The following is a 24,026-nucleotide window of genomic DNA, read 5'->3' as shown; positions in this document are numbered from 1 at the left end:
TGACCCTGTGGGAGCGGGCGCCCCGCGAAGAGGCCAGTTCAGGAGAACGCGTCCAGCAAATCCTTTACAAATGCCACCTGCGCCTCCCCCGGCACCTGTGCCCGATGCCGAGCCAAGGTGAAGGGCACCACGAAATCCAGCCCTGGATCCAGCGCCCGCAACATCCCCTGAGCCTCCCAACTCGCCGCACAGTGACAAGGCAGATAGCCAATATGCCGCCCTGACAGAATGAACGTCAGCACGCTCTCGATCTGCTCCGCCACCGCCATGCTGCGTCGGCTCTGGAACGGCTCGCCGCCCTTGAGGAAGCGATAGGGGTGACGGACCTGATCCGCCTCCAGCAACTGCTCGTGGGTCACCTCGGCCACATCGAACAGCGCATGCCCCTTACCGCAGTACAAACGCTGCCGCTCCTCGAACAACGGCTGGTAGTCGAATGCCGCCTGGTTGCCGGAAAAGTAGCTGATGGCAAAGTCCAGTCGTTGCTCCAGCAGCAGCCGCTCCAGCTCCGCCGGTGGTGCGCTGATCAGCTCCAGTTGCACCGCTTCCTCGCGGCCACGAAAGCGTGAAATGGCCGTGGCCAGGCGCAAGCTCACGGCTGCATCCTGGTTCTCAGCCATGCCCACCCGTACCGTTCCCAGCAGTCGCCCGGCCACGCCGTTGGCCTGTTGGCGGAACAACTCGATGTTCAGCAACAGGCCACGGGCCGCCTCCACCAGCAACTCGCCCTTGTCTGTCAGGCGAAAGCCGCCTTTGCCGCGGCTGCACAGGCGGTAGCCCAGGCGCGTTTCCAGCTGCGCCATGCGCTGGCTGATGGTGGGTTGGCTCAAGCCCAGTACGCCTTGGGCAGCACTGAAGCCACCGGCCTCTACTACAGTGACGAACAGCCGCAGCAGGTGCAGGTCGGGGTCGTGCAGTTGTCCGAGCATCACATTGCTCCCGATGAATGTCAGCTTTGCAAACTTGCCATTCTTGCAATGTAACCCGGCTGGCATGCTGGCGGCATCCACCCATTTGCCGAGGTGCCCGTCATGCGTCGATCGCTGTGCCTGTTGTCCCTGATCCTGGCCCTGCCGCTGCAGGCCGAAGAAAAGGTCGTCAATCTCTACAGCTGGGCCGACTACGTCGCCCCGGAAACCCTCCAGCGCTTTGAAAAGGAAACCGGCTACAAGGTGCGCTACGACACCTTCGACACCACCGAAGTCCTCGAAACCAAACTGCTCACCGGCCGCAGCGGCTACGACGTGGTCGTGCCGTCCGCCACCGTACTGGCCCGGGCGCTGAAGGCCAATGCCCTGCAACCGCTCGATGCGCAAGACATGCCCGGTTACGCCAACCTCGACAAGGACCTGCTGGCCAAGCTGGCCGAGGCCGACCCAGGCAACCGTTACGCGGTGCCCTACACCTGGGGCACCCTGGGCCTTGGGGTGAATGTCGAGGCAGTGCGCCAGCGCCTGGGCGATGTGCCGCTGGACAGCCTCGACCTGCTGTTCAAACCCGAGTACGCCAGCCGCCTCAAGGAGTGCGGCATCGCCATGCCGGACTCGCCCCAGGAAGTGATCGGCGTCGCCCTCAACTACCTCGGCAAAGACCCCTACAGCCAGGACAAGGCCGACCTCGCGGCGGCGCAGAACCTGCTGAACCAGCTGCAACCGTCGATCAGCTACGTCGCCAATGGCCGGCAGATCAACGACCTGGCCAACGGCAGCGTATGCCTGGCGCTGACCTACAACGGCGATGCGGCCATGGCCGCCGACCAGGCGCGCCGCGCCGGCAAGCCGTTCGAGCTGATCTACCGCATCCCCCGTGAAGGCACGCTGGTGTGGCAGGACAACCTGGTCATCCCCAAGGACGCCCCGCACCCGGAAGCTGCCCGGGCGTTCATCGCGTTCATGCTGAAACCGGAGTCGGTGGCAGCGCTCACCAATACGTTGTTCTTCGCCAATGCCAACCAGGCGGCCACACCGTTGGTGGATGAAGCCGTGCGCAATGACCCGGATATCTACCCCCCTGCCGACGTGCGTGAGCGCCTGTATGCCGACCGCAGCATGGCGCTGTCCGACCTGCGCCAGCGCAACCGGCTGTGGACGGCCTTCCGCAGCCGCCAGTGACCGATAACCATAAAGGAGCCCAACCGTGGAACAAGCCCAGAACAACGACCAGGCCATGACCCGCGACAGCCTGTACGGTACCGCAGCGGAAAGTACCTACGCCGGTATCACCAGTTTCTCCCGTCGCCGCTACAGCCGCGATTTGCGCGGAGTGGATGTGGTGGTCAGCGGTGTGCCGTTCGACACCGCCACCAGCAACCGCCCCGGCGCGCGTTTCGGGCCGCGTGCAATCCGTGCCGCCTCGGTACAGCAGGCCTGGGCGCGCCACTGGCCGTGGGCGTTCGACCCGTTCGACCACCTGGCAGTGATCGACTATGGCGACTGTGCCTTCGACAGCGGCACCCCACAGTCGGTACCCGACAGCATCCAGGCCCACGCCGAGCACATTCTTGAAGCCGGTTGCGCCATGCTCACCCTGGGCGGTGACCATTTCATCAGCTACCCGCTGCTCAAGGCCCATGCCCGTCGCCATGGCCCGCTGGCGCTGATCCATTTCGATGCGCACAGCGACACCTGGCCGGACGAAGAGGGCCGTATCGACCATGGCACCATGTTCTGGCATGCCGCCCGCGAGGGCCTGGTCGATCCGTCCTGCTCGGTGCAGGTCGGCCTGCGCACCACCAATGACGACAGCCAGGGCTTCGCCATTCTCGATGCCCGGCAGGTGCACCGCCAGGGCACCGAAGCGATCATCGCCGCGATCCGCCAGCGGGTTGGCGACCGGCCGGTGTACCTGACGTTCGACATCGATTGCCTCGACCCGGCGTATGCACCCGGCACTGGCACCCCGGTATGTGGCGGCTTGAGCACGGTGCAGGCGCTGGAGATCCTCGGTGGCCTGCGCGGCATCAACCTGGTGGGCATGGACCTGGTGGAAGTGGCGCCGGCCTATGACCACGCCGATATCACCGCGCTGGCCGGGGCCACCCTGGCCATGGAGATGCTGTGCCTGTACGCGGCACGGCACAAGGTCGATACCGCCCGGTGATCGGCGGGCCTGATGCGCCGTGCCATCAGGCCCATACTGAAACATCAGGAATCGCATTCACACTTTTGCCGCGAACCCTTCGCGCCTTAGGCTATCCAAATGCCCAAGGCGCGCTTTTTCGTACAGGAGGTGAAGCATGAAACTCACAGTGCCAACCTTGATCATCGGCTTGACGCTGTGCCTGCCGCTGCAGGCAGCGCCTGCACAGCCCTTGCAGCTCGCCGCCAGTAACAACAACCCCTACAACAACCCCTACAACAGCCCTATCCAGCGTGCCAACCCCAACAGTCGCCAAGGCAGCATGCCGGCCACTCCGCCTGTTCGCGGCCCGTCCACCCAGCCCATCTACCGCACCCCAAGCCTGGACAACCGCGGTATCGGCAATGGCGACAACCTGCGCCGCCAGCAGCAGGCGCCCAACCTGGAGCCGACACGGCCAGCGCGGGATAGCCAGCGTGTGCCCTGACCCCATAGCCCATAGCGTGGCCCCATAGAAAGGAATCCTGCATGACCCGAACCCACTGGCTGACAACCCTGACCGCCGCTGCACTGTTGCCGCTGCTGGCCCATGCCGCCCCCGAGCAGCAATTTCCCAGCGAAGAGGGGCAACTCACGGTCAGCACCGTAGCGGATGGCCTGCGCAACCCTTGGGCGCTGGCTTTCCTGCCAGGTGGCAAGGACATGCTGGTCACCGAGCGCCCCGGCAACCTGCGCGTGGTGAGCGCCGAGGGCAAGGTCGGCCCGCCCATCAGCGGCGTGCCCAAGGTCTGGGCCGAAGGGCAGGGCGGCCTGCTCGATGTGGTGCTGTCGCCTGAGTTCGCCAAAGACCGCACGGTGTACCTGTCGTATGCCGAGGAGGGCAGTGATGGCAAGGCCGGCACAGCGGTGGGCCGTGGCCAGCTGTCCGAGGACCGCGCCCGGCTGGAAAATTTCAATGTGATCTTCCGCCAGCAACCCAAGCTTTCCGAAGGCAATCACTTCGGCTCGCGGCTGGTGTTCGACCGCAACGGCTTCCTGTTCATCGCCCTGGGCGAGAACAACCAGCGCTCGACCGCCCAGGACCTGGACAAGCTGCAGGGCAAGGTCGTGCGGATCTTGCCCGACGGCGAAATACCGAAGGACAACCCCTTCGTCGGCAAGCAAGATGTGCGCCCGGAAATCTGGTCGTTCGGCCACCGCAACCAACAGGGCGCGGCGCTCAATCCCTGGACTGGCAAGCTCTGGACCCATGAACACGGCCCGCGTGGCGGCGACGAGATCAACATCCCGGCGCCTGGCAGGAACTATGGCTGGCCGATCGCCACGCACGGTATCAACTACTCGCTGCTGCCGATCCCGGAAGCCAAGGGCAAGCATGTCGAAGGCATGGTCGACCCACACCATGTCTGGGAGAAGTCGCCCGGCATCAGCGGCATGGCTTTCTATGACAGCCCGACCTTCAAGGCCTGGGATCACAACCTGTTCATTGGCGCGCTGGCGACCCAGGAATTGATCCGTCTGCAACTTGATGGCGACAAGGTCGTCCATGAAGAGCGCTTGCTGGGTGACTTGAAGGCGCGCATCCGTGATGTGCGGCTGGGGCCGGATGGCTACCTGTACGTGCTGACTGATGACAAGGATGGGACACTGCTGAAGGTGGGGTTGAGCGAGGGCTGAAGCAGGATATTGCCGACGATCAGGTCAGTGCAGAGAATAGGGCTCTGACAGGCCAAGTGAACTGCCATGCCCATTGACCCGCGAACCCTCTACCATCAAGCCCTCAGCGAGCAGGGTTATGCCCAGGACCCGGCTCAAGGCCGGGCAGTCGAGGCCCTGCAAAACTGCTTCCAGGCTCTAGAGCAGGGCCGTCGTCCCCAGGGACTGTACCTCTGGGGACCGGTCGGTCGCGGCAAGACCTGGCTGATGGACCTGTTTCACCGCTGCCTCAGCGTCCCGTCCCGGCGCCAGCACTTCCACCATTTCATGGCCTGGGTCCACCAGCGGCTGTTCCAGCTCAACGGCACTGCCGACCCGTTGAAGGCGCTGGCGCGGGAACTGGCCGGGCAGATCCGCGTGCTGTGCTTCGACGAACTGTTCGTCAGCGACATCGGCGATGCGATCATCCTCGGCCGCCTGTTCCAGGTGCTGTTCGATCACGGCGTCGTGGTGGTCGCCACCTCCAACCAGCCACCGCAACAGCTGTACCGCGATGGCTTCAATCGCGAGCGCTTCTTGCCGGCCATCAGCGCCATCGAGCGGCACATGCAGGTGCTTTCGGTGGCAGGCGAGCAGGATCATCGCTTGCATCCGGGCGCTCAGCGCCAGCGTTACTGGGTGGCCGAAGCGGGGAGCAAAGGCGGTGCGCTTGAAACCGTCTTCCACCAGCTCAGCCCGGATAACCCCGGCAGCAACGCACCCCTGCTGATCGGTACGCGGCAGATCCAGGTGATCCGCCGCAGCACCCAGGCCGTCTGGTGCCACTTTAGCGAGCTCTGCGAACGGCCTTTGGCCGCCATGGAGTTCATGGCCTTGTGCGATCAGTTCCCGGCCATCCTGGTCGAGGGTATCCCGGCCTTGGGCGGTGAACAGCGGGCCGGGCGCATCGCCCGTGGCACCGAAGATGGCGCAGCGCGTGTCGCGGCAGGTGACCGCGAATTGCCGATGCTGTCACCCAAGGATGACGCCGTACGCCGCTTCATCGCCCTGGTGGACGAATGCTACGACCGCCGGGTGGCCCTGTACCTGGAGGCGCAGGTTCCGCTCGATGCGCTCTACACTCAAGGGTATCTGGCGTTCCCGTACCAACGGACCCTGAGCCGGCTACGGGAGATGCAACTGCAACGCTTCGCCTGAAGGAGCCAAACCATGGAGCCGCTGTCGCATCACCTGCTGACCCAGGCCTACAACAATGGCTGGGCCAATCACCGCCTGTACAAGGCCTGCCTGCAACTGACCCACGACGAGTTCGTTGCCCCCCGTTGCAGCTTCTTCCCGTCGATCAAAGCCACCCTCAACCACCTGCTGACGGTGGACTGGTTCTATCTGGACATGCTCGAGTGCGAACAGCGCGGTGAGGCGCCGAACCCGGATGGCGAGCGTTTCTTCGAGCCGGAGCAACCGTTCGCCACCTGCACCGACCTGCATGCCGAGCAGGCCCAGGCCGACCACCGGCTGATCGCCTATTGCAGCCTGCTGCAGGATGCCCAACTGGAGCGCTATGTCAGTATCGTGCGGCCGCAGCGGATCCAGCGCGAACAGCGTCTGCGCCTGCTGGCGCACCTGTTCGAGCACCAGATCCATCACCGTGGGCAGGTGCATGCGATGCTCAGCGACACGGCGGTAAGGCCGCCGCAGCTGGATGAGTTTTTCTGTGAAGAGGAAGCCGACCTGCGGGCGCTGGACTTTGCCGAACTCGGCTGGAGCGAAGCGCAGGTCTGGAAGGGTTAGCGGCCGAGCCAGTCCACCAGCGTGCGGTTGAAGCGCCGTGGCTCCTCGATCTGCGGCGCATGCCCCATGCCTTCGAACGTCACCAGTTCGCCCTGTGGAATCAGCTTGGCGACCTGCGGCCCCAGTTCCTTGTACTTGCCCAGCTTGGCCTTCACTTCAGGCGGGGCGATGTCGCTGCCGATCGCCGTGGTGTCCTGATCGCCGATCAGCAACAGGGTCGGCATCTTCAGGTCCTTGAACTCGTGATACACCGGCTGGGTGAAGATCATGTCGTAGATCAGCGCCGAGTTCCACGCCACCGCCTCATGCCCCGGCCCCTTGTTCAGCCCCACCAGCATCTGCACCCAACGCTCGTAATCAGGCTTCCAGCGCCCCGCGTAGTAGGTCTTGCGTTCATATTCGCGCACGCTTTCGGCATCGAGCTTGAGCTCACGGGCATACCACTGGTCCACCGTGCGGTAGGGCACACCCAGGGCTTTCCAGTCTTCCAGGCCGATCGGGTTGACCATCGCCAGGCGCTCGACCTGCTGCGGGTACATCAGCGCGTAGCGGGTAGCGAGCATGCCGCCAGTGGAGTGGCCGAGCACGATGGCCTGCTTGACGCCCAGCTGTTCGAGCAGGGCGTGGGTGTTCACCGCCAGTTGCTGGAAACTGTACTGGTACTGGGCCGGCTTGCTCGAGGTGCAGAAGCCGACCTGGTCCGGGGCGATCACCCGGTAGCCCGCCTGGCTCAAGGCGTCGATGGTGGTCTCCCAGGTGGCGGCGCAGAAGTTCTTGCCATGCATCAGCACCACGCTGCGGCCATTGGCCTGGCCCTGGGCCGGCACATCCATGTAGCCCATCTGCAGGTGCTGGCCCTGGGACTGGAAGTCGAAATGCTTGAGTGGGTGAGGGTAGGTGAAGCCTTCGAGCTGTTTGCCGTAGGTGGGCGATTCGGCAGCGATGGCGGGGGTGCCGACGAGGCAGGCCAGGGCCAGGGCGGTTGCGCGTAGCATGGGGGCACTCCATGTAGGACCATGTAGGAATTGGCGACTTTAGCAGTCAGAGGAGCACCTTAAACGTTAAAGGTGTTACCAGGCATGAAACCAGCCCAGGGTAATCATCGCCACGACGATATAGCGCCCGCCCTTGGCTAGGGTCACCAGCAGCAGAAACCGCCAGAACGGTTCCCGCATGATGCCGGCAATCAGGGTCAGCGGATCGCCGATCACCGGCATCCAGCTCAGCAGTAGCGACCATTGCCCCCAACGCTGGTAGCGCTGTTGCGCGCCTTCAAGCTGGCTGGCGCTGAAGGGGAACCAGCGCTTGTCGCGCAGGTGCTCGATGGCCCGACCGAGCAGCCAGTTGACCACCGACCCGAGCACATTGCCCAGGGTCGCCACCAGCAGCAAGGTCAACCAGGCTTCGGGCTCGCGCAGCAGCAGGCCGACCAGCACCGCCTCCGATTGCAGCGGCAGCAGGGTGGCGGCACCGAAGGCGCTGAAAAACAGCGCCCAGATGCTCAGCATCAGTAGTTGGCGACCACGGTGTCCTGGCCATCCTGGGTCACGCCGATGACCTGGTAGGCATCCTTGCGCTCACCCATTTCCATGCCGGGCGAACCCATGGGCATGCCCGGCACGGCCAGGCCCTTGAGGTCGTCGCGCTTGGCCAGCAGGCGCAGCTGCTCGGCGGGCACATGGCCTTCGACGAACTTGCCGTCGATCACCCCGGTGTGGCACGACGCCAGGCGCGGGGCCACACCCAGGCGCTGCTTGACGGCGCTCATGTTCGGCTCGACGTGGTCGTTGACGGTGAAGCCGTTGTCGCGCAGGTGGCTGATCCAGGCCTTGCAGCAGCCACAATTGGGGTCGCGATAGACATCGATGGTTTCGCCAGCCTGGGCCAGGCCGGTGATGGCCAGCAGGCCGAAGGTGATCAGGTGTTTACGCAGCATGGTCAAACAACTCCTTAGAAACGCAGGCGTATGCCTGCCACCAGACGGGTCTGGCCGAGGTCATCGCCGTCTTCACGGGCCTGGCTGGCGCGGTTGCCGTGCAGGCGCTCGAAGCTTACCCCGACATAGGGCGCGAAGCCGCGGCTGATTTCGTAGCGCAGGCGCAGGCCGACTTCGCTGTCGGCAAGCCCGGCGCCCTGTTCGTGGCCGGCATCGTTGCGGCCGTAGAAGTTGGCTTCCAGGTTCGGCTCGAGGATCCAGCGGTTGGTCAGCAGGATAGCGTAAGCGGCCTCCAGGCGCAGTGCGCTCTGTTGTCGCTCGCCAGCATAGGCGGTGGCTTCCAGTTCCAGGCCATACAGCGGGGTACCTTGGATGCCGAAGGCAGCCCAGGTCTGCCCGCTGGCCGGCTTGAAGTCCTGGCGCATGCCGCCTACCAGCTCCCACCACGGGCTGATCGCATGGCCCCACAGCGCCTGCAACTCTGCCTTGTGGGTCGTGCCTTGTTCCCGTTCGCCCTCGGTGCGCAGCCACAGGCGATCGATGCCGCCACCGACCCAGGCCGTGGCGTTCCACTTGAGGGCGCTGCTGCTTTCGAAATGCTGGTATTCCAGCTGATCGACGATCACTGCCCAGTTGAGCGCGCGGTCATGCAGCTGATGGTCGGGCAGGGGCGCGAAGACGGCCATGGCCCGTTCGCTGGCCAGCAGCGCGGCCAGGGCGACACCCGTGACCAGGCGCCGGTTGTTGATCTCATTCATCGACCCGTACATCGCGGAACATGCCGGTCTCCATGTGGTAGAGCAGGTGGCAGTGGTAGGCCCAGCGGCCCAGGGCGTCGGCCGTGACCCGGTAGCTGCGGCGGCTGCCGGGCGGCATGTCGACCGTGTGCTTGCGCACCATGAAGTGCCCGTGTTCATCCTCCAGGTCGCTCCACATGCCGTGCAGGTGGATGGGGTGGGTCATCATGGTGTCGTTGACCAGGGTAATGCGCACCCGCTCGCCGTAGGCCAGGAGCAATGGCGCGGCATCGCTGAACTTGACCCCATCGAACGACCAGGCGAAGCGCTCCATGTGCCCGGTCAAGTGCAGTTCGATATCCCGCGAAGGCTCGCGGCCATCCGGGTCGGGGTAGGGGCTGCGCAGGTCGGCATAGGTCAGTACCCGGCGGCCATTGCCGCGCAGGCCGATGCCAGGGTCGTCCAGGTTGGCGCGGGGTGCCATGGTCTGCATGTCGACCAGCGGGTTGCCGGTTTCGCTGTCGGGGTGGTTCTGCATGCTGCTCATGCTGCCGTGGTCCATGCCGGCCATGGCGCTGTGGTCCATCGCGGCCATGTTGCCGTGGCCCATGTCGGCCATGCTCAGCACGGGACGTGGGTCAGGCGCTGGCACCACGGCCTGCAGGCCCATGGCGCGGGCCAGCGTGCCGCGGGCATAGCCGCTGCGGTCCATGCTCTGGGCGAACAGGGTGTAGGCGGGCAGGTCGCCAACGGTCACCAGCACGTCGTAGGTTTCGGCCACCGCTATACGCAGCTCGTCCACGCTCACCGGCGTCACCGGCAGGCCGTCGGCGGCGATCACGGTCAGCGTGAGGCCCGGAATGCGGAAATCGAAATAGGTCATGGCCGACGCATTGATCAGGCGCAGGCGCACGGTTTCGCCGGGCTGGAACAGGCAGGTGAAGTTGCCGTCCGGGGACTGGCCGTTGAGCAGGTAGGTGTAGCTGGCGGCGCTGATGTCGGCGAGGTCGGTCGGGCTCATGCGCATGCGCGCCCAGGCCAGGCGCTCATCGATGGTATTGCCCCAACCCTTGTCGGCGACGTCGGTGACAAAGTCGCCGAGCGTGCGCTTGTGGTAGTTGAAGGCGTCGGACTGCTTTTTCAGTGTCGCCAGTAACGCTTCGGGCGCCTGATCGGACCAGTCGCTGAACAGCAGCACATGGTCGCGCTGGTAGCTATGCGGCTCGGGCTCACGCGGCTCGATGACGATCGCGCCATACACCCCGGCCTGCTCCTGCAGGCCGGAGTGGCTGTGGTACCAGTAGGTGCCGCTCTGGCGCAGGGTGAATTGGTAGAGGTAATCGCCACCCGGCGCGATGCCGGCGAAGCTCAGGCCCGGTACGCCGTCCATGTTGGCCGGCAGAAGGATGCCGTGCCAGTGGATCGAGGTGTCCTGGTCGAGGCGGTTGCGCACGCGCAGGGTCACCGTGTCGCCTTCTCGCCAGCGCAGCAGTGGGCCGGGCAGGCCGCCATTGACGGTCAGCGCGGTGCGTGGCCGGCCGGTGATATTGACCGGTGTCTGGCCAATGAACAGCTCGAAGTGCTGGCCGGCCAGCTCGCGGCCATCGCTGGCCTGGGCCAGCGGGCGCCACATGCCCAGACCGGCCAGTGTGGTAGCGGCGCCCAGGCCTTTGACGAAGGTGCGGCGGGTAGGATTGCGCAACATGGCGTGGCCTCATGCGGGGGAGCCACGATCCTCGCCGGTTGCGCCTGTCAGCTGGCTGAGGCGCAGATTACAGCCGTGTCAGGCAGCCTGTTCAGCATCGCCCAGGTCACGCATCAGCAGGCCGTACTCCAGCGCAACCTGCTCGGGAATCGGCAGGTACACCACGTGGCCATCGCCGGGCGCGACCTCGATGGCGTGCTGTTGGCGATCGAACAGGCGGTGCAGGTCGAAGTGGTAGTTGCCACGCGGGGTCATCAATTCCAGGTGGTCACCCAAGGCGAAGCGGTTTTTCACCTTGACCTCGGCCAGGCCGTCGACGCGCACCCCTGTCAGTTCGCCGACGAACTGCTGGCGCTCGGACAACTAATTGCCGCGCAGGTAGTTCTGGTACTCGTCGTGTACATGGCGGCGCAGGAAGCCTTCGGTGTATCCCCGTTGCGCCAGCGATTCGAGGTTGTCCATCAAGGCCAGGTCGAACGGCCTCCCGGCCGCAGCGTCGTCGATGGCCTTGCGGTATGACTGGACCGCCCGGGCGCAGTAGAAATGCGACTTGGTGCGGCCTTCGATCTTCAACGAGTGCACGCCCATGGCGGCCAGGCGCTCGACGTGCTGGATGGCGCGCAGGTCCTTGGCGTTCATGATGTAGGTGCCATGCTCGTCCTCGAAGGCCGGCATTTCGCTGCCTGGGCGATTGCTTTCCTGCAGCAGGAACACCTGCTCGGTGGGAGCGCCCAGGCCCAGGGTCGGCTCGACCTCGCGGACGATGTCCCCGGTAGTGCCTTGCGTGGCTGGCGTGGCCTCGTATTTCCAGCGGCAGGCATTGGTGCAGGTGCCCTGGTTGGCATCGCGCCTGTTCAGGTAGCCGGACAGCAGGCAGCGACCGGAGTAGGCCATGCACAGTGCGCCGTGGACGAACACTTCCAGCTCCATGTCCGGCACGAGCTGGCGGATCTCCTCGATCTCCTCCAGCGACAGCTCGCGCGACAGGATCACCCGGCTCAGGCCCAGTTGCTGCCAGAACTGCACGCTGGCCCAGTTCACCGTATTGGCCTGCACCGACAAGTGCACCGGCATCTGCGGAAAATGCTGGCGCACCAGCATGATCAACCCAGGGTCGGACATGATCAGCGCATCGGGCGCCATCGCGATCACCGGTGCCAGGTCCTTGAGGAAGGTCTTCAGCTTGGCGTTGTGCGGCGCGATGTTGACCACCACATAGAAACGCTTGCCCTGGGCATGTGCCTCGCTGATGCCCAGTGCCAGGTTGGCGTGGTCGAATTCGTTGTTGCGCACCCGCAAGCTGTAGCGTGGCTGGCCGGCGTAGACCGCGTCGGCACCGTAGGCGAAGGCATAGCGCATGGTCTTGAGGCTGCCGGCGGGGGCAAGCAGTTCGGGCTTGGCGGGTAGGGTCATGAGCGCACCGGGGCAAAGGCGCGGATGCTAAAGGCTGATCGGGGCCGAGGTATTGATTTGAATCAACACCAGGGTGGCACTTTTGCGCAGGTGGTGTGCACTAATAACCATGACACCCGAGGAGCCGCCATGAACCACGATGCCCTGCAGAACAAAGCCCTGGCAGTACTCCTGACACTGGTGACCATCGCCTTTGTGTGGATCCTGCTGCCGTATTACGGTGCGATCTTCTGGGCGGTGATTCTCGGCATCCTGTTTGCGCCGTTGCAGCGTCACTTGCTGATTCGCTTTGGCCGCCGCCGCAACCTGGCGGCGGGCTGTACCGTGCTGGTATGCCTGCTGGTGGCGGTGCTGCCGGTGATCATCACCAGTGCCTTGCTGGTGCAGGAAGGCGCCGCGTTGTACCAGCGCATCGAGAGCGGGCAGCTGGATATCGCCGGCTACGTCGAGCACGGCAAGGACATGCTCCCGGCCTTTGCCCAGCACGGCCTGGACCGCATGGGTATGGGCAACCTGGACGGGCTGCGCGACAAGATCACCAAGTGGGCTACCCAGGGCAGCCAGGTGCTGGCCAGCCAGGCGTTCAACTTTGGCCAGGGCACCTTCGAGTTCCTGGTGAGCTTCGGCATCATGATGTACCTGCTGTTCTTCTTCCTGCGCGAGGGGGCCGACGTGGCGCGCCGGGTACGCCTTGCCGTACCGCTGCCGGAACACCAGAAGCGCCGCCTGCAACTGAAGTTCAACCGGGTGGTACGGGCCACGGTCAAGGGCAATGTGCTGGTGGCCATTACCCAGGGCGCGCTGGGTGGTTTCATCTTCTGGGTGCTGGATATTCCCAGTGCGCTGGTCTGGGCGGTGCTGATGGCGTTTCTGTCGCTGTTGCCGGCGGTGGGGGCGGGGATTGTCTGGGCGCCGGTGGCCGCGTATTTCCTGCTCACCGGGGCGATTCTGTCGGGGGTGATCCTGACGGCGTTCGGGGTACTGGTGATCGGCCTGGTGGACAACCTGCTGCGGCCGATCCTGGTGGGCAAGGACACGCGGATGCCCGATTACCTGATCCTGGTGTCTACCCTTGGCGGCTTGGCGGTGTTCGGGCTCAATGGCTTCGTGATCGGGCCGTTGATCGCGGCGTTGTTCGTCTCCAGCTGGGCGATTTTCGCCGCGACCAAACCTCAGGTGCAGTTACCGTCCTGAGGCGTTCGCTCAACGGAAGCTGTACGAAACCCCGGCGTAGATGCCAAAGCCTTCGCCCGGTGTCGAGCGGGCCACGTCCTGCCCGGCATCGTCGTACCCCGGCGTCACGGTTGCCGCGTAGCGCTTGTTGGTCAGGTTGCGCAGGTCCAGCCAGGTCTGCCAGTCCTGCTTCGGCGAATCCCAGCCCAGGCGCGCACCGAGCAGGGCATAGGCGTTGGCGTGGTAGCTGTTGGCGTAGTCAACCTGCACCTTAGATGCCATCTGCGTGTTGACCCCGGCGTAGAATCCGCTAGGCCAGTCGTAGCGCAATTCGGCCTGGTAGTAGTGCATGGGGATGCCGGGCAGGCGGTTGTCGCCGAATTTGTCGTCATCGCGGTAGTGGAAGTCGCTGAAGGTGTAGGCCTGGCGCAGGCTCAGCTTGCCAGTGCCGGGTTGCGCCCAGAGGATGCTGTCCAGCCCGGCCTCGACGCCTTGGTGCACGGTGGGGCTGGCGTTGAACTCCTTGAATGGCAAGCCTTGCACGACTTCCACGTTGAGCAGTTCGTGACGTACCTGCGAGTAGTACCAGGCCAGGTCCCAATGCCCCAGCGCCGACTCGCCGCGGGCGCCCAGTTCCAGGGTAGTGGCGGTCTGATTTTGCATCTTCATGGGCTGGTTGTTGACCGGCGCACTCCACACCAGCGACCACGGGTGCGGTGGCTCCACCGAGCGGCTGAGGTTGCCGTAGACCTGCAGGTCCGGGCGAATGTCGTAGCGCAGGCCCACACGAGGTGCATAGTCCCAATCATGCTGGCTGACCTTGCCACCACTGGCCGGGTAAGAGACATCGCTCTCCCGACGGGTGTAGATCATCGCCAGGCCCGTGGTCAGCCACAGGTTCGGGATCAGCTCCAGGTCATTGCCGGCATGCAACACCGTGTCCGAACCCTGGTAGCTGAAGTCTCGCGTGCGGGCGCCGACCACATCGTTGACCCGCGAGAACTGCGAGGCGCCACTGTTGGGCAGGTGTTTGGTGGTGCGCCAGCCCAGGGTGGTCTTGCTCTCGTGGCCGAGCAGGGTGTCACGCCGGAAGTAGTTCAGCGTGCCGCTGACATCGGTGTAGGCCACCTTGAGGCGCATCGGGCCTTCGCGCAGGTCCATCGGGTAGTCGTGATAGACCAGCCCGGCCTCCAGCCGCGAATCGTCATCGAAAAAGAAGGTGGTCTTGTTGCCCACCCAGGTGCTGCCGGGTTGCGGGCGGCTGTCGTTGCGCGACAGGTAGCTTGGGTTGGCGGCGCGTGGATCGTGCTTGATCTGCTCCTTGGTCAAACGCCCGGCCAGCTCGTTTTCGGTTTCCCGATAACGCAGGTAGAAACGCGTTTCCAGGTTTGGGTTGAAGCGGTAGCCGACATTGGCGGCAATGCCTTTCGAGCTGCCGCTGCTGTGTTCCTGATAGCCGTCGTACTCCGAGTCGGTCAGGGCCACGTAGTAGTCGAGGTTGCCCAGCACCTGCCCGGAGCTGATCTGCCGGTGCTGGTAGCCGCGGCTGCCGGCCTCATAGCGCACCTGCAGCGGCGCGGCATCGTAGCCGGTGTGGGTCACGTAGTTGATGGCCCCGCCCAAGGCCAGCGAGCCCTGATCGAAGCCGTTGGCCCCGCGCAGTACTTCGGCGCGGCTCAGCCACAGGGGTTCGAACAGCTCGTAAGGCGTACCCCCCGGGCCGGTCAGAGGCAGGCCGTCGAACATCGTGTAGACCCCGGACCCATGGGCACCCGGCGCACGGTTGATGCCCGAGCCGCGGATCGACAGCTTGATGCCATCGTTACCCGCTGACTGCGCGAACACGCCAGGCTGGTAGGCCAGCACATCCTGGTTGCTGGCAACACGGCCTTGCCCGACACGTTGCATGTCCACCAGGTTGGTGGCACCTGGCACTGCTCGCAAGCGTTCGCGGGCGTCGTCCAGTTCACTTTGCTCCTCGTCGTTGATCAGCACCTGGCCCAGTTCGACGGCAGGCGCTGCCGTGGCTTGCTGGCTGACGGTGAAGAGGGCCAGCAGACCCAGGTAAGACGAGAGGGGCAAAACGGGACGCATCGTACAACTCCAGGCGATAGGCGGACGGGCAACGGCGTTGTGACGCGTGAAAAGCCGATCGAAGCACGGCGATAAGAAATTTTCCTGTGTAGTTCGTGTTGTACGGATGTGTAAGACGGTTCTTTACAAGTTGCATCGCTGGAGCAGGCACGGCCGGCCTACGTAAGGTGACCCCATAGGCGGCAGCACTTCGCGCTGCCCCATCTGGCGACTACTTGGGGAACTCAGTGATGGAAACCAACCTGCGACAGACACCTGATAGCCATACCGATGCGCCGATTCACCTGACACCACGTGAACAGCAAGTGCTGTTGTGGTGCGCCTACGGCAAGACCTCGTGGGAGATCGGTCAGATCCTGCAGTGCAAAGAGTCGACGGTGAACTTCCACGTCTCCAACCTGCTGCGCAAGTTCGATGTTCCCACGCGCGTCGCAGCTGTCATCAAAGCCATCCGCTACGGCATGCTGGCCGAGTAGAGAGGAACGACATGGGTGCAGAACTCTTAACCCCGCAATCACGGACCAAGTCTTCGTTCAATGCTTCACGGTTCCCTGATAGTCACGATCCCTTCTGGCCACGCATCGAACTGAGCGTGCTACGTGAATGCCTGCAGCTTGGCGAGGAGGTCAGTGAGGCACGTCTTGCATTGGCCGTGCGCTTCGCCGCCATCGATGCCGCCAGGGAATTCGCGAGTTGGCGTAGCGCATTGCGTCGCCGTGGTTACCGGCGCCTTGAAGAGATGGACGGGCACGCCAACGGCAGGGCGCTGTCGGTCTGCTATCGGTACTTCATCGCGGCTGCGGTAAGACGAGGCCTTCTTGCCGGACCGGCAGCTGGCGGAGAACCTGCACATGAATGAGCCCTACCTGATGGAGGCCGCCATTGCAGCCTTCTACGAGTTGCTGGATACCGAAGGCAGGGCGTTGTTCGGTGCGCTATTGGGAGCCTTGCTGGTAAGCGCCGCCAGGGACCGGTTCATCATCGTATCGCGCAGGCGCCTGACTGCCCGCAAGCAGGTGTTGCTGGTGTTCCTGACCCTCGGGGTCGGTTACCTGTTCGAGCCGCTGCTGCACGCGTTGGCGCCAATGCTGTCCCGCGGCATGGCCGCATTCGCCGCTGCGGTAGTGGTTATCCCTATTACCTTGAAGGTACTGGTCTGGCTGGACTCGGTGGACCTGCGCGAGCTCATCCAGCGCTGGCGCCGCCGAGGGGGCTGATCTTAGCGTGCCGCAGAGGCGTGTTTTGTCAGCTCCCGCAATTGCCGCTCGAGCTGACGCATACGTTGCTTGTCTTCGATGTACAGCAGCACCGACTGGCGGTCTGAATGGGAAAGCTCGCGCAGCCTACCGAGCAGGTCGCTTTGCCAGCTGTCCTGGCTTTCCACCGCACGGCTGTCATCGCGCTCGCCCAGAAGCAGCCAATCCAGCGAGCAGCCGTGCTGTCGGGCGAGGTCTACGCAAAGTGAGTATGGAATGCTGTCACGTACCTTCCAGCTGCTCAGGGTCTGCGGGCTGACTTTCAATGCTCTGGCCAGCTGAACGTCAGTATCTGACTCGGTTAGTAGCTTGAGGCGTGCTAGCACCGATGCAAACAAGTGGCTACTCATAACAAATATCCATGACTGGTTAAACAACATTCCATAGGCTTAAAATACTCTTTATGAATATTTGCCATTCAATTTGAGGAGATATCTTGGCATGAGACGTAAGATGATGAAAAACCTTTCTAATACCGTAGCCAATGCTCAGGCCGGTAGCGGGCTTTTCTTACAGCCTGATGGGGCAAGCAGCACGCGCAGGTACTTTGCGTGAGTACCTACAAGCTTGTCTGCCCCCACTGCAACAGCCGCATGCGTATCCGGACCAGTGAAGGTCGGCATGTCTTCCTGCGCGTTGCCTACTTGCAATGTATCAATGAGGCCTGTGGCTGGTCAGTGAGGGCAGAGTTTGAAATGACCCACGAACTTTCGCCCAGTGGCATGCCCAACCCGGAAGTGCACTTGCCTTCGGCCAGCAAGGAGTTGCGCAAGTCTGCAGTGCTGGCGCGCAATGAAGGCTCGCCGGATGGCCCAGGGCTGGGAAAACCCATCGAGGCGGCCACCAAACGCAGATAAAAAAACACCCCGCATGTGCGGGGTGTTTGTTTTTCAGCTGTGATCAGCCAAGCAGTTGCAGGCCGGCGTGCTGGACCATTTCCAGCAGTGGCTGCGGGTAAACACCCAGGACGAAGGCGAGAATGGCGATGGCCAGCAGCATCACGCCGCCGGTGCGCTGTTCCCACTTCAGCGGGGCGTCGTGGCGACGCAGGTTCGGCTCGACCAGGTACAGGGTGACCATGACGCGCAGGTAGTAGTACACACCGATGGCGCTACCGATCACCAAGGCACCGACCAGCCACCACAGCTGCGACTCGACGCCGGTGGCGATGATGTAGAACTTGCCGATGAAGCCGGCGGTCAGCGGGATGCCCGCCAGCGACAGCATCATCACGGTCAGTACCGCAGTCAGGTACGGGCGGCGCCAGAACAGGCCGCGGTACTCGTACAGCGCGTCGGCGTCGCGCCCGCCGTAAGGCGAGGACATCAGGGTGATGACACCGAAGGCGCCGAGGCTGGTGATCACGTAGGTGACCAGGTACACGCCCATGGCTTCCAGGGCCAGGCCCTTGCTGGCGACCAGGGCGATGACCAGGTAGCCGAAGTGGGCGATAGACGAGTAACCGAGCAGGCGCTTGAGGTTGCTCTGGGTCAGCGCCAGCAGGTTACCGATCAGGATCGATGCCACGGCGATGACGGCCAGGATGGTGCTCAGCACGCCGCTGCTGGCGGCAGGGGAGAGCATGAACAGGCGCACGACCACGGCGAATACGGCAACCTTGCTGGCGGTGGCCAGGAACGCAGCGACCGGCGCCGGGGCGCCTTCGTATACGTCCGGGGTCCACAGGTGGAACGGTACCAGCGACAGCTTGAAGGCCAGGCCTACCAGCATCATGCCCAGGCCCAGCTGGGCCAGCAGGCTTGGCATGCTGGTGGCGGCCAGCGCCTTGCCCAGCTGGTCGAAGGTCAGGCTGCCAGCGTCGGCGTACAGCAGGGCCATGCCGAACAGCAGGAAGGCGGAGCCGGCGGCCGACAGCACCATGTACTTGATGCCGGCCTCCAGCGAGCGCTTGTTGAAGAACGCATATGCCACCAGGCCGTAGACCGGTACCGACAGCAGCTCCAGGCCGATGAACAGGCCGGCCAGGTGGTTGGCGCTGACCAGCACCAGGCCACCGAGGGCAGACATCAGCAGCAGCAGGTACAGCTCTTCACGGTTGCCCGGGAAGCCCTTGGAGCCCTCGCCGAGGTAGGCGTGGGCGAGGGTGACGCAGGCCAGCGTGGCGACCAGGATGATCGCCATGTACAGGCAGGCGAACTTGTCGATGGTGACCAGCGAGGTCACCGCCAACGGCGCGACCTTCAGCGCCGGCAGGATCGACAGCAGGGCCAGGTTCAGGCCCACGGTGGACAACAGGAAGGTCTGCGAGTGGTTGCGCTTCCAGGCGATCGCCAGCATCACCACCACCGTGGTGATGGTGGTGATCAGCATCGGCGCCAATGCGATGAAGTGTTGAGTGGTGAATTCCATAGCGCTCTTACCGGGCCGAAGCGAGTTGAGTGAAAGCGGAACCGAGCCACTGCTGCACACCACTCATGGTGGCGGCAGAGGTGTCGAGGAACGGCTGTGGATACACGCCCAGCAGGATCAGCAGCCCGGCAAGGCCGAGGACCATGATCAGCTCGCGACCGTCCATGCCGGCCAGCACGGTGTCGGCCTTGGCCGGGCCGAAGTAGGCGCGGTGGATCATGATCAGCGAATATACCGAACCGAACACCAGGCCGGTGGTGGCGATCACGGTGATCCACGGTACATGCACGAAGCTGCCGATCAGGATCAGGAACTCACCGACGAAGTTGCCGGTGCCTGGCAGGCCCAGCGACGCCGCGGCGAAGAACAGGCTGATGGCCGGCAGGTAGGCGATGCGGTGCCACAGGCCGCCCATCTGACGCATGTCACGGGTGTGCAGGCGCTCGTACAGCTGGCCGGACAGGATGAACAGCGCGGCAGCCGACAGGCCGTGGGCCAGCATCTGGATCACCGCGCCTTGCAGGGCCTGCTGGCTGCCGGAGTAGATACCGATCAGCACGAAGCCCATGTGCGAGACGCTGGAGAAGGCGATCAGGCGCTTGATGTCGGTCTGCGCGAAGGCCAGGAAGGCACCGTAGAAGATACCGATCAGGCCCAGGCTCATGGCGATCGGCGCAAACTCGGCCGAGGCGTTCGGGAACAGCGGCAGGGCGAAGCGCAGCAGGCCGTAGGCCGCAGTCTTCAGCAAGATACCGGCCAGGTCCACGGAGCCTGCGGTCGGTGCCTGGGCGTGAGCGTCAGGCAGCCAGGAGTGGAACGGTACCACCGGCAGCTTCACCGCGAAGGCGATGAAGAAGCCCAGCATCAGCAGGTACTCGGTACCGGCTGGCAGCTGTGCCTTGAGCAGGTCGCTGTAGTTGAAAGTGATCACGCCGGTGTTGCTGTAGTTGACCAGCACCAGGCCCAGAATCGCCACCAGCATGATCAGGCCGCTGGCCTGGGTGAAGATGAAGAACTTGGTCGCCGCGTAAATCCGGGTCTTCTTGCCGTCTGCCGAGCTGTGACCCCAGAGCGCGATGAGGAAGTACATCGGCACCAGCATCATTTCCCAGAAGAAGAAGAACAGGAACAGGTCCAGGGCCAGGAACACACCGACCACGCCGCCGAGGATCCACATCAGGTTGAGGTGGAAGAAGCCGACGTGGCGCTGGATCTCTTTCCAGGAGCACAGCACCGACAGCACACCGAGCAGGCCGGTGAGCAGGATCATCAGCAGCGACAGGCCGTCGAGGGCCAGGTGGATGCTGATGCCGAAGCGCTGGATCCACTGGACTTTGTATTCCACTGCCCAGTGGGGTTCGGCGCCCGGGGCAGGGGCCAGGGTGTAGTCGCCGTGGGCCCACAGCCAGAGGCCGATGCCGAGCAGCAGGGACATGGTCAGCAGCGCGATCCAGCGCGGCAGGGTGGCGCCGAAGCGCTCACCCAGCCAGCACAGCAGGCCGCCGATGAAGGGGATCAGGATCAGCCAAGGCAAAATCATGACGGGTTGGTTTCCTTTCGCAGAGTCGCAAGGTTCGCAAAGTTCATGGTCATACCGCTGCCACTACCACAGCGCCGAGTACCAGCACTGCGCCAACGGCGATCGAAGCGGTGTACCAGCGCAGCTGGCCGGTCTCGGTCTTGCTCATGGCGACGTTGCCGCCGCGAGCCAGGCGAGGGATCAGGCCGATGCTGCGGTCAACCGGATCCTTGCGCAGGACGTGGCTGATCAGCAGGTAAGGTTTGACGAACAGCTTGTCGTAGATCCAGTCGAAGCCCCAGGCGGCGAACCACCAGGCCGACAGCACGCGACCGATGCCGCTGTTGGCCACGGCGCTGACGAAGCGGCGCTTGCCGAGGAACAGCAGGGCCGACAGCAGGATGCCAGCGATGGCGATGGCACCGGAGGTGATCTCCAGCGCGTGCTTGGCTTCGCCACCGGCATGGCCGGCGCTTTCCGGCAGCACACCTGCCAGCGGCGGGGTGATCCAGGCGCCGACGAAGGTCGACAGCACGATCAGCACGCCCAGCGGCAGCCAGTGGCTGATGCCGTGGCCAGCATGGGCTTCGGTCTTGGCTTCGCCGTGGAAGGCGATGAAGATCAGGCGGAAGGTGTACAGCGAGGTCATGAACGCGCCGACCAGGCCGGCATACAGCAGGCCGGTGTTGCCGCTGGCGAAGGCTTCCCAGAGGATCTCGTCCTTGGAGTAGAAGCCCACGGTCACGATCGGCAGGGCCGCCAGGGCAGCGCCACCGACCACGAAGCTGGCGTAGGCCAGTGGCAGTTTCTTCCACAGGCCGCCCATCTTGAAGATGTTCTGCTCGTGGTGGCAGGCAACGATCACTGCACCGGAGGCAAGGAACAGCAGGGCCTTGAAGAAGGCGTGGGTCATCAGGTGGAAGATCGCCGCGTCCCAGGCGCCAACGCCCAGGGCCAGGAACATGTAGCCGATCTGGCTCATGGTCGAGTAGGCGAGGATACGCTTGATGTCGGTCTGTACCAGCGCGGCGAAGCCGGCCAGTACCAGGGTCACGCCACCCACCACACCCACCAGGTGCAGGATGTCCGGCGCCAGCAGGAACAGGCCGTTGGTACGGGCGATCAGGTACACGCCCGCGGTCACCATGGTTGCCGCGTGGATCAGTGCCGAAACCGGGGTCGGGCCTGCCATCGCATCGGCCAGCCAGGTCTGCAGTGGCAGCTGGGCCGACTTACCGACCGCGCCACCCAGCAGCATCAGGGTCGCCAGTACCATCCAGGTGTCGCCAGCCTGGAACTTCTGCGGTGCCAGCACCAGCAGTTCCTGCACGTTCAGGGTACCCAGCTGGGCGAACAGGATGAACAGGCCGATGGCCATGAACACGTCGCCGATGCGGGTGACGATGAACGCCTTGAGTGCCGCGTTACCGTTGTTGCGGTTGCTGTAGTAGAAACCGATCAACAGGTACGAGCACAGGCCCACGCCTTCCCAGCCGAAGTAGATGAACAGCAGGTTATCGCCGAGGACCAGGAACAGCATGCTGGCGATGAACAGGTTGGTGTACGAGAAGAAGCGCGAATAACCGGCTTCGCCACGCATGTACCAGGAGGCGAACAGGTGGATCAGGAAGCCGACACCGGTGACCACGCCGAGCATGGTGACGGACAGACCGTCGACATACAGGGTGAAGTTGGGCGCAAAGCCATCCACCGACATCCACTGCCACAGCAGCTGGCTGTAGGCGCCGCCCTCAGGCGGGGCGACGTTGAATTGCCAGATGACATAGGCGGCCACGGCGGCCGAGAGGCCGACCGAGCCGACGCCGATCAACGCGGACAGGTTCTCCGAGAACCGCCCGCGCGAGAACGACAGCAGCAGGAAGCCGATGAGGGGGAAGACGAAAGTCAGGAAGATAAGGTTCATCCGCGCATCTCACTGGCAGCATCGATGTCGAGAGTGTGGAAGCGGCGATACAGCTGCAGCAGGATCGCCAGGCCAATGCTGGCCTCGGCGGCTGCCAGGCTGATCACCAGAATGAACATCACCTGGCCGTCGGGCTGGACCCAACGGGCACCGGCGACGATGAACGCCAGGGCAGAGGCGTTCATCATGACTTCCAGGCTCATGAGCACGAAGAGGATGTTGCGGCGGACCATCAGGCCAACCAGACCTAAGCAGAACAGGATGCCGGCGACTGCCAGACCATGCTCGAGAGGGATAGCACCCATGATTTACTCCTTCGCCTCGTTGCGGCCCAGGTGGAAGGCGGTGACGGCTGCAGCGAGCAGCAGCATCGAGGCCAGTTCGACCACCAGCAGGTACGGGCCGAACAGGCTGATACCCACTTCTTTCGGGCTGACGGTGGTACCGCTGATGGCCGCGCCGCTCGGCGAGACGAACAGCACGTACAGCAGCTCCAGCAGCAGCAGGGCGGCCAGGATCACCGGCCCGGCCCAGATGCCGGGCTTGAGCCAGCCCCGCTCCTGGGCGACCGAGGCCGGCCCGAGGTTGAGCATCATCACCACGAACACGAACAGCACCATGATGGCGCCGGCGTAGGCGATCACTTCCAGGGCACCGGCGAACGGCGCACCCAGGGCGAAGAAGATCATCGCGACGGAAATCAGCGAGATGATCAGGTACAGCAAGGCGTGCACGGGGTTGGTGCCGGTCACCACCCGAAGGGTGGAGACCACGGCGATCCCGGATGCGAAGTAGAAAGCGAATTCCATCTTTCTGTCCTTATGGGAGCAAGCTCTTCACGTTGATCGGCTCGGCTTCGTTCTGTGCAGAGCCCTTCGGCTTGCCAGCGATCGCCATACCCGCAACACGGTAGAAGTTGTAGTCAGGGTTCTTGCCGGGGCCGGAGATCAGCAGATCTTCTTTCTCGTACACCAGGTCCTGACGCTTGAACTCGGCCATTTCGAAATCCGGAGTCAGCTGGATCGCGGTGGTCGGGCACGCTTCTTCACACAGGCCGCAGAAGATGCAGCGCGAGAAGTTGATGCGGAAGAACTCCGGGTACCAGCGGCCGTCCTCGGTCTCGGCCTTCTGCAGCGAGATGCAGCCGACCGGGCAGGCCACCGCGCAGAGGTTGCACGCTACGCAGCGCTCCTCGCCATCGGGGTCGCGGGTGAGGACGATGCGGCCGCGGTAGCGCGGCGGCAGGTACACGGGTTCTTCGGGGTACTGCAGGGTGTCGCGCTTGCGGAACCCGTGGGAGAACACCATTGCCAGGCTGCGCAGCTGGGTGCCGGTGCCCTTAACGATGTCGCCGATATACTTGAACATGGGTCA

General features: G+C 64.0%; 25 protein-coding genes and 1 pseudogene. 11 read left to right on the top strand and 15 right to left on the bottom strand.

What is annotated here, in order from left to right:
• Window positions 1–38 precede the first annotated feature (38 nt).
• A complete protein-coding gene (locus C2H86_RS02625; RefSeq protein WP_159411323.1) occupies window positions 39–929 on the bottom strand; it encodes a LysR family transcriptional regulator in 891 nt (296 codons plus the stop codon).
• Between the two features lie 102 nt (window positions 930–1,031).
• On the opposite strand from C2H86_RS02625, the gene C2H86_RS02620 reads away from it, so the two are divergent.
• From C2H86_RS02620 to C2H86_RS02595, 6 genes are all read left to right on the top strand, one after another.
• Complete coding sequence (locus C2H86_RS02620; protein WP_159411322.1) at window positions 1,032–2,111, top strand: extracellular solute-binding protein; 1,080 nt, start codon at window positions 1,032–1,034, stop codon at window positions 2,109–2,111.
• A gap of 25 nt (window positions 2,112–2,136) precedes the next feature.
• Entirely contained in the window at window positions 2,137–3,099 is a 963-nt protein-coding gene (gene speB / locus C2H86_RS02615) for an agmatinase (protein ID WP_159411321.1), read from the top strand.
• A gap of 136 nt (window positions 3,100–3,235) precedes the next feature.
• Window positions 3,236–3,565 (top strand): hypothetical protein, encoded by a 330-nt coding sequence (locus C2H86_RS02610; RefSeq protein ID WP_159411320.1) that lies wholly within the window; start codon window positions 3,236–3,238, stop codon window positions 3,563–3,565.
• A 41-nt stretch (window positions 3,566–3,606) separates the two neighbouring features.
• Entirely contained in the window at window positions 3,607–4,755 is a 1,149-nt protein-coding gene (locus C2H86_RS02605; RefSeq protein ID WP_159411319.1) for a PQQ-dependent sugar dehydrogenase, read from the top strand.
• A gap of 66 nt (window positions 4,756–4,821) precedes the next feature.
• On the top strand, window positions 4,822–5,931 hold the full coding sequence (gene zapE, locus C2H86_RS02600; RefSeq protein WP_159411318.1) for a cell division protein ZapE: 1,110 nt from the start codon (window positions 4,822–4,824) through the stop codon (window positions 5,929–5,931).
• Window positions 5,932–5,943: 12 nt separating this feature from the next.
• Complete coding sequence (locus tag C2H86_RS02595; protein ID WP_159411317.1) at window positions 5,944–6,525, top strand: DinB family protein; 582 nt, start codon at window positions 5,944–5,946, stop codon at window positions 6,523–6,525.
• On the opposite strand, the gene C2H86_RS02590 is transcribed toward C2H86_RS02595, so the two are convergent.
• The 6 genes and pseudogenes from C2H86_RS02590 to yegQ form a co-directional block, all read right to left on the bottom strand.
• Window positions 6,522–7,520: an alpha/beta fold hydrolase gene (locus C2H86_RS02590; RefSeq protein ID WP_159411316.1), complete on the bottom strand. Its 999-nt coding sequence runs from the start codon at window positions 7,518–7,520 to the stop codon at window positions 6,522–6,524. The genes C2H86_RS02595 and C2H86_RS02590 overlap by 4 nt on opposite strands.
• 75 nt (window positions 7,521–7,595) lie before the next feature.
• Window positions 7,596–8,033, bottom strand: coding sequence for a YqaA family protein (locus C2H86_RS02585; protein WP_159411315.1), 438 nt, complete (start codon window positions 8,031–8,033; stop codon window positions 7,596–7,598).
• Complete coding sequence (locus C2H86_RS02580) at window positions 8,033–8,461, bottom strand: DUF411 domain-containing protein (protein ID WP_159411314.1); 429 nt, start codon at window positions 8,459–8,461, stop codon at window positions 8,033–8,035. Before C2H86_RS02580 ends, C2H86_RS02585 begins: the two co-directional genes overlap by 1 nt.
• A gap of 14 nt (window positions 8,462–8,475) precedes the next feature.
• Window positions 8,476–9,219, bottom strand: a complete 744-nt coding sequence (locus C2H86_RS02575; RefSeq protein WP_159411313.1) for a copper resistance protein B — start codon at window positions 9,217–9,219, stop codon at window positions 8,476–8,478.
• Window positions 9,212–10,903, bottom strand: coding sequence for a copper resistance system multicopper oxidase (locus C2H86_RS02570; RefSeq protein WP_159411312.1), 1,692 nt, complete (start codon window positions 10,901–10,903; stop codon window positions 9,212–9,214). The genes C2H86_RS02575 and C2H86_RS02570 overlap by 8 nt, the downstream gene beginning before the upstream one ends.
• Window positions 10,904–10,981: 78 nt before the next feature.
• A pseudogene (yegQ, locus tag C2H86_RS02565) lies at window positions 10,982–12,316 on the bottom strand (tRNA 5-hydroxyuridine modification protein YegQ).
• A gap of 129 nt (window positions 12,317–12,445) precedes the next feature.
• Here yegQ and C2H86_RS02560 point away from each other — a divergent pair.
• On the top strand, window positions 12,446–13,510 hold the full coding sequence (locus C2H86_RS02560) for an AI-2E family transporter (protein WP_159411311.1): 1,065 nt from the start codon (window positions 12,446–12,448) through the stop codon (window positions 13,508–13,510).
• A 9-nt stretch (window positions 13,511–13,519) separates the two neighbouring features.
• Here C2H86_RS02560 and C2H86_RS02555 read toward each other — a convergent pair whose 3' ends face one another.
• A complete protein-coding gene (locus C2H86_RS02555; RefSeq protein WP_159411310.1) occupies window positions 13,520–15,583 on the bottom strand; it encodes a TonB-dependent receptor family protein in 2,064 nt (687 codons plus the stop codon).
• Between the two features lie 230 nt (window positions 15,584–15,813).
• Here C2H86_RS02555 and C2H86_RS02550 point away from each other — a divergent pair, with 230 nt between their 5' ends.
• Genes C2H86_RS02550 through C2H86_RS02540 form a run of 3 tightly spaced genes read left to right on the top strand, consistent with a single transcriptional unit; the run spans window position 15,814 to window position 16,800 of the window.
• On the top strand, window positions 15,814–16,059 hold the full coding sequence (locus C2H86_RS02550) for a response regulator transcription factor (protein ID WP_159411309.1): 246 nt from the start codon (window positions 15,814–15,816) through the stop codon (window positions 16,057–16,059).
• 11 nt (window positions 16,060–16,070) lie between these two features.
• Entirely contained in the window at window positions 16,071–16,442 is a 372-nt protein-coding gene (locus C2H86_RS02545) for a head completion/stabilization protein (RefSeq protein WP_159411308.1), read from the top strand.
• Window positions 16,435–16,800 (top strand): hypothetical protein, encoded by a 366-nt coding sequence (locus C2H86_RS02540; protein WP_159411307.1) that lies wholly within the window; start codon window positions 16,435–16,437, stop codon window positions 16,798–16,800. Before C2H86_RS02545 ends, C2H86_RS02540 begins: the two co-directional genes overlap by 8 nt.
• A gap of 2 nt (window positions 16,801–16,802) precedes the next feature.
• Here C2H86_RS02540 and C2H86_RS02535 read toward each other — a convergent pair whose 3' ends face one another.
• The gene (locus C2H86_RS02535) at window positions 16,803–17,189 is read right to left on the bottom strand and encodes a helix-turn-helix domain-containing protein (protein ID WP_159411306.1); all 387 of its coding nucleotides are present in this window, start codon (window positions 17,187–17,189) and stop codon (window positions 16,803–16,805) included.
• A 201-nt stretch (window positions 17,190–17,390) separates the two neighbouring features.
• Between C2H86_RS02535 and C2H86_RS02530 the strand changes: the two genes are divergently transcribed.
• Window positions 17,391–17,696: an ogr/Delta-like zinc finger family protein gene (locus tag C2H86_RS02530; protein WP_159411305.1), complete on the top strand. Its 306-nt coding sequence runs from the start codon at window positions 17,391–17,393 to the stop codon at window positions 17,694–17,696.
• Between the two features lie 43 nt (window positions 17,697–17,739).
• Here C2H86_RS02530 and nuoN read toward each other — a convergent pair whose 3' ends face one another.
• The 6 genes from nuoN to nuoI are packed head-to-tail and all read right to left on the bottom strand — an operon-like array spanning window position 17,740 to window position 24,020.
• A complete protein-coding gene (gene nuoN, locus C2H86_RS02525; RefSeq protein ID WP_159411304.1) occupies window positions 17,740–19,209 on the bottom strand; it encodes an NADH-quinone oxidoreductase subunit NuoN in 1,470 nt (489 codons plus the stop codon).
• Window positions 19,210–19,216: 7 nt separating this feature from the next.
• On the bottom strand, window positions 19,217–20,749 hold the full coding sequence (gene nuoM, locus C2H86_RS02520) for an NADH-quinone oxidoreductase subunit M (protein WP_159411303.1): 1,533 nt from the start codon (window positions 20,747–20,749) through the stop codon (window positions 19,217–19,219).
• A gap of 49 nt (window positions 20,750–20,798) precedes the next feature.
• Window positions 20,799–22,652: an NADH-quinone oxidoreductase subunit L gene (nuoL, locus tag C2H86_RS02515; RefSeq protein WP_159411302.1), complete on the bottom strand. Its 1,854-nt coding sequence runs from the start codon at window positions 22,650–22,652 to the stop codon at window positions 20,799–20,801.
• The gene (nuoK, locus tag C2H86_RS02510) at window positions 22,649–22,957 is read right to left on the bottom strand and encodes an NADH-quinone oxidoreductase subunit NuoK (protein ID WP_008096201.1); all 309 of its coding nucleotides are present in this window, start codon (window positions 22,955–22,957) and stop codon (window positions 22,649–22,651) included. Before nuoK ends, nuoL begins: the two co-directional genes overlap by 4 nt.
• Before the next feature lie 3 nt (window positions 22,958–22,960).
• Window positions 22,961–23,461 (bottom strand): NADH-quinone oxidoreductase subunit J, encoded by a 501-nt coding sequence (nuoJ, locus tag C2H86_RS02505; RefSeq protein WP_027920603.1) that lies wholly within the window; start codon window positions 23,459–23,461, stop codon window positions 22,961–22,963.
• 10 nt (window positions 23,462–23,471) lie between these two features.
• Entirely contained in the window at window positions 23,472–24,020 is a 549-nt protein-coding gene (gene nuoI, locus C2H86_RS02500) for an NADH-quinone oxidoreductase subunit NuoI (RefSeq protein WP_003251442.1), read from the bottom strand.
• Window positions 24,021–24,026 lie beyond the last annotated feature (6 nt).

The sequence above is a fragment of the Pseudomonas putida genome (assembly GCF_009883635.2).
GTDB classification, from domain to species: Bacteria; Pseudomonadota; Gammaproteobacteria; order Pseudomonadales; family Pseudomonadaceae; genus Aquipseudomonas; species Aquipseudomonas putida_W.
This window is presented reverse-complemented; position numbering and strand designations above follow the sequence as displayed.

Bases quoted from the DNA above. Each gene is read 5' to 3' on its own strand.
- C2H86_RS02625 (WP_159411323.1), bottom strand. From the start codon at position 929: ATGCTCGGACAACTGCACGACCCCGACCTGCACCTGCTGCGGCTGTTC.
- C2H86_RS02620 (WP_159411322.1), top strand. From the start codon at position 1,032: ATGCGTCGATCGCTGTGCCTGTTGTCCCTGATCCTGGCCCTGCCGCTG.
- C2H86_RS02610 (WP_159411320.1), top strand. From the start codon at position 3,236: ATGAAACTCACAGTGCCAACCTTGATCATCGGCTTGACGCTGTGCCTG.
- C2H86_RS02605 (WP_159411319.1), top strand. From the start codon at position 3,607: ATGACCCGAACCCACTGGCTGACAACCCTGACCGCCGCTGCACTGTTG.
- zapE (WP_159411318.1), top strand. From the start codon at position 4,822: ATGCCCATTGACCCGCGAACCCTCTACCATCAAGCCCTCAGCGAGCAG.
- C2H86_RS02595 (WP_159411317.1), top strand. From the start codon at position 5,944: ATGGAGCCGCTGTCGCATCACCTGCTGACCCAGGCCTACAACAATGGC.
- C2H86_RS02590 (WP_159411316.1), bottom strand. From the start codon at position 7,520: ATGCTACGCGCAACCGCCCTGGCCCTGGCCTGCCTCGTCGGCACCCCC.
- C2H86_RS02585 (WP_159411315.1), bottom strand. From the start codon at position 8,033: ATGCTGAGCATCTGGGCGCTGTTTTTCAGCGCCTTCGGTGCCGCCACC.
- C2H86_RS02580 (WP_159411314.1), bottom strand. From the start codon at position 8,461: ATGCTGCGTAAACACCTGATCACCTTCGGCCTGCTGGCCATCACCGGC.
- C2H86_RS02575 (WP_159411313.1), bottom strand. From the start codon at position 9,219: ATGAATGAGATCAACAACCGGCGCCTGGTCACGGGTGTCGCCCTGGCC.
- C2H86_RS02570 (WP_159411312.1), bottom strand. From the start codon at position 10,903: ATGTTGCGCAATCCTACCCGCCGCACCTTCGTCAAAGGCCTGGGCGCC.
- C2H86_RS02560 (WP_159411311.1), top strand. From the start codon at position 12,446: ATGAACCACGATGCCCTGCAGAACAAAGCCCTGGCAGTACTCCTGACA.
- C2H86_RS02555 (WP_159411310.1), bottom strand. From the start codon at position 15,583: ATGCGTCCCGTTTTGCCCCTCTCGTCTTACCTGGGTCTGCTGGCCCTC.
- C2H86_RS02550 (WP_159411309.1), top strand. From the start codon at position 15,814: ATGGAAACCAACCTGCGACAGACACCTGATAGCCATACCGATGCGCCG.
- C2H86_RS02545 (WP_159411308.1), top strand. From the start codon at position 16,071: ATGGGTGCAGAACTCTTAACCCCGCAATCACGGACCAAGTCTTCGTTC.
- C2H86_RS02540 (WP_159411307.1), top strand. From the start codon at position 16,435: ATGAATGAGCCCTACCTGATGGAGGCCGCCATTGCAGCCTTCTACGAG.
- C2H86_RS02535 (WP_159411306.1), bottom strand. From the start codon at position 17,189: ATGAGTAGCCACTTGTTTGCATCGGTGCTAGCACGCCTCAAGCTACTA.
- nuoN (WP_159411304.1), bottom strand. From the start codon at position 19,209: ATGGAATTCACCACTCAACACTTCATCGCATTGGCGCCGATGCTGATC.
- nuoM (WP_159411303.1), bottom strand. From the start codon at position 20,749: ATGATTTTGCCTTGGCTGATCCTGATCCCCTTCATCGGCGGCCTGCTG.
- nuoL (WP_159411302.1), bottom strand. From the start codon at position 22,652: ATGAACCTTATCTTCCTGACTTTCGTCTTCCCCCTCATCGGCTTCCTG.
- nuoK (WP_008096201.1), bottom strand. From the start codon at position 22,957: ATGGGTGCTATCCCTCTCGAGCATGGTCTGGCAGTCGCCGGCATCCTG.
- nuoJ (WP_027920603.1), bottom strand. From the start codon at position 23,461: ATGGAATTCGCTTTCTACTTCGCATCCGGGATCGCCGTGGTCTCCACC.
- nuoI (WP_003251442.1), bottom strand. From the start codon at position 24,020: ATGTTCAAGTATATCGGCGACATCGTTAAGGGCACCGGCACCCAGCTG.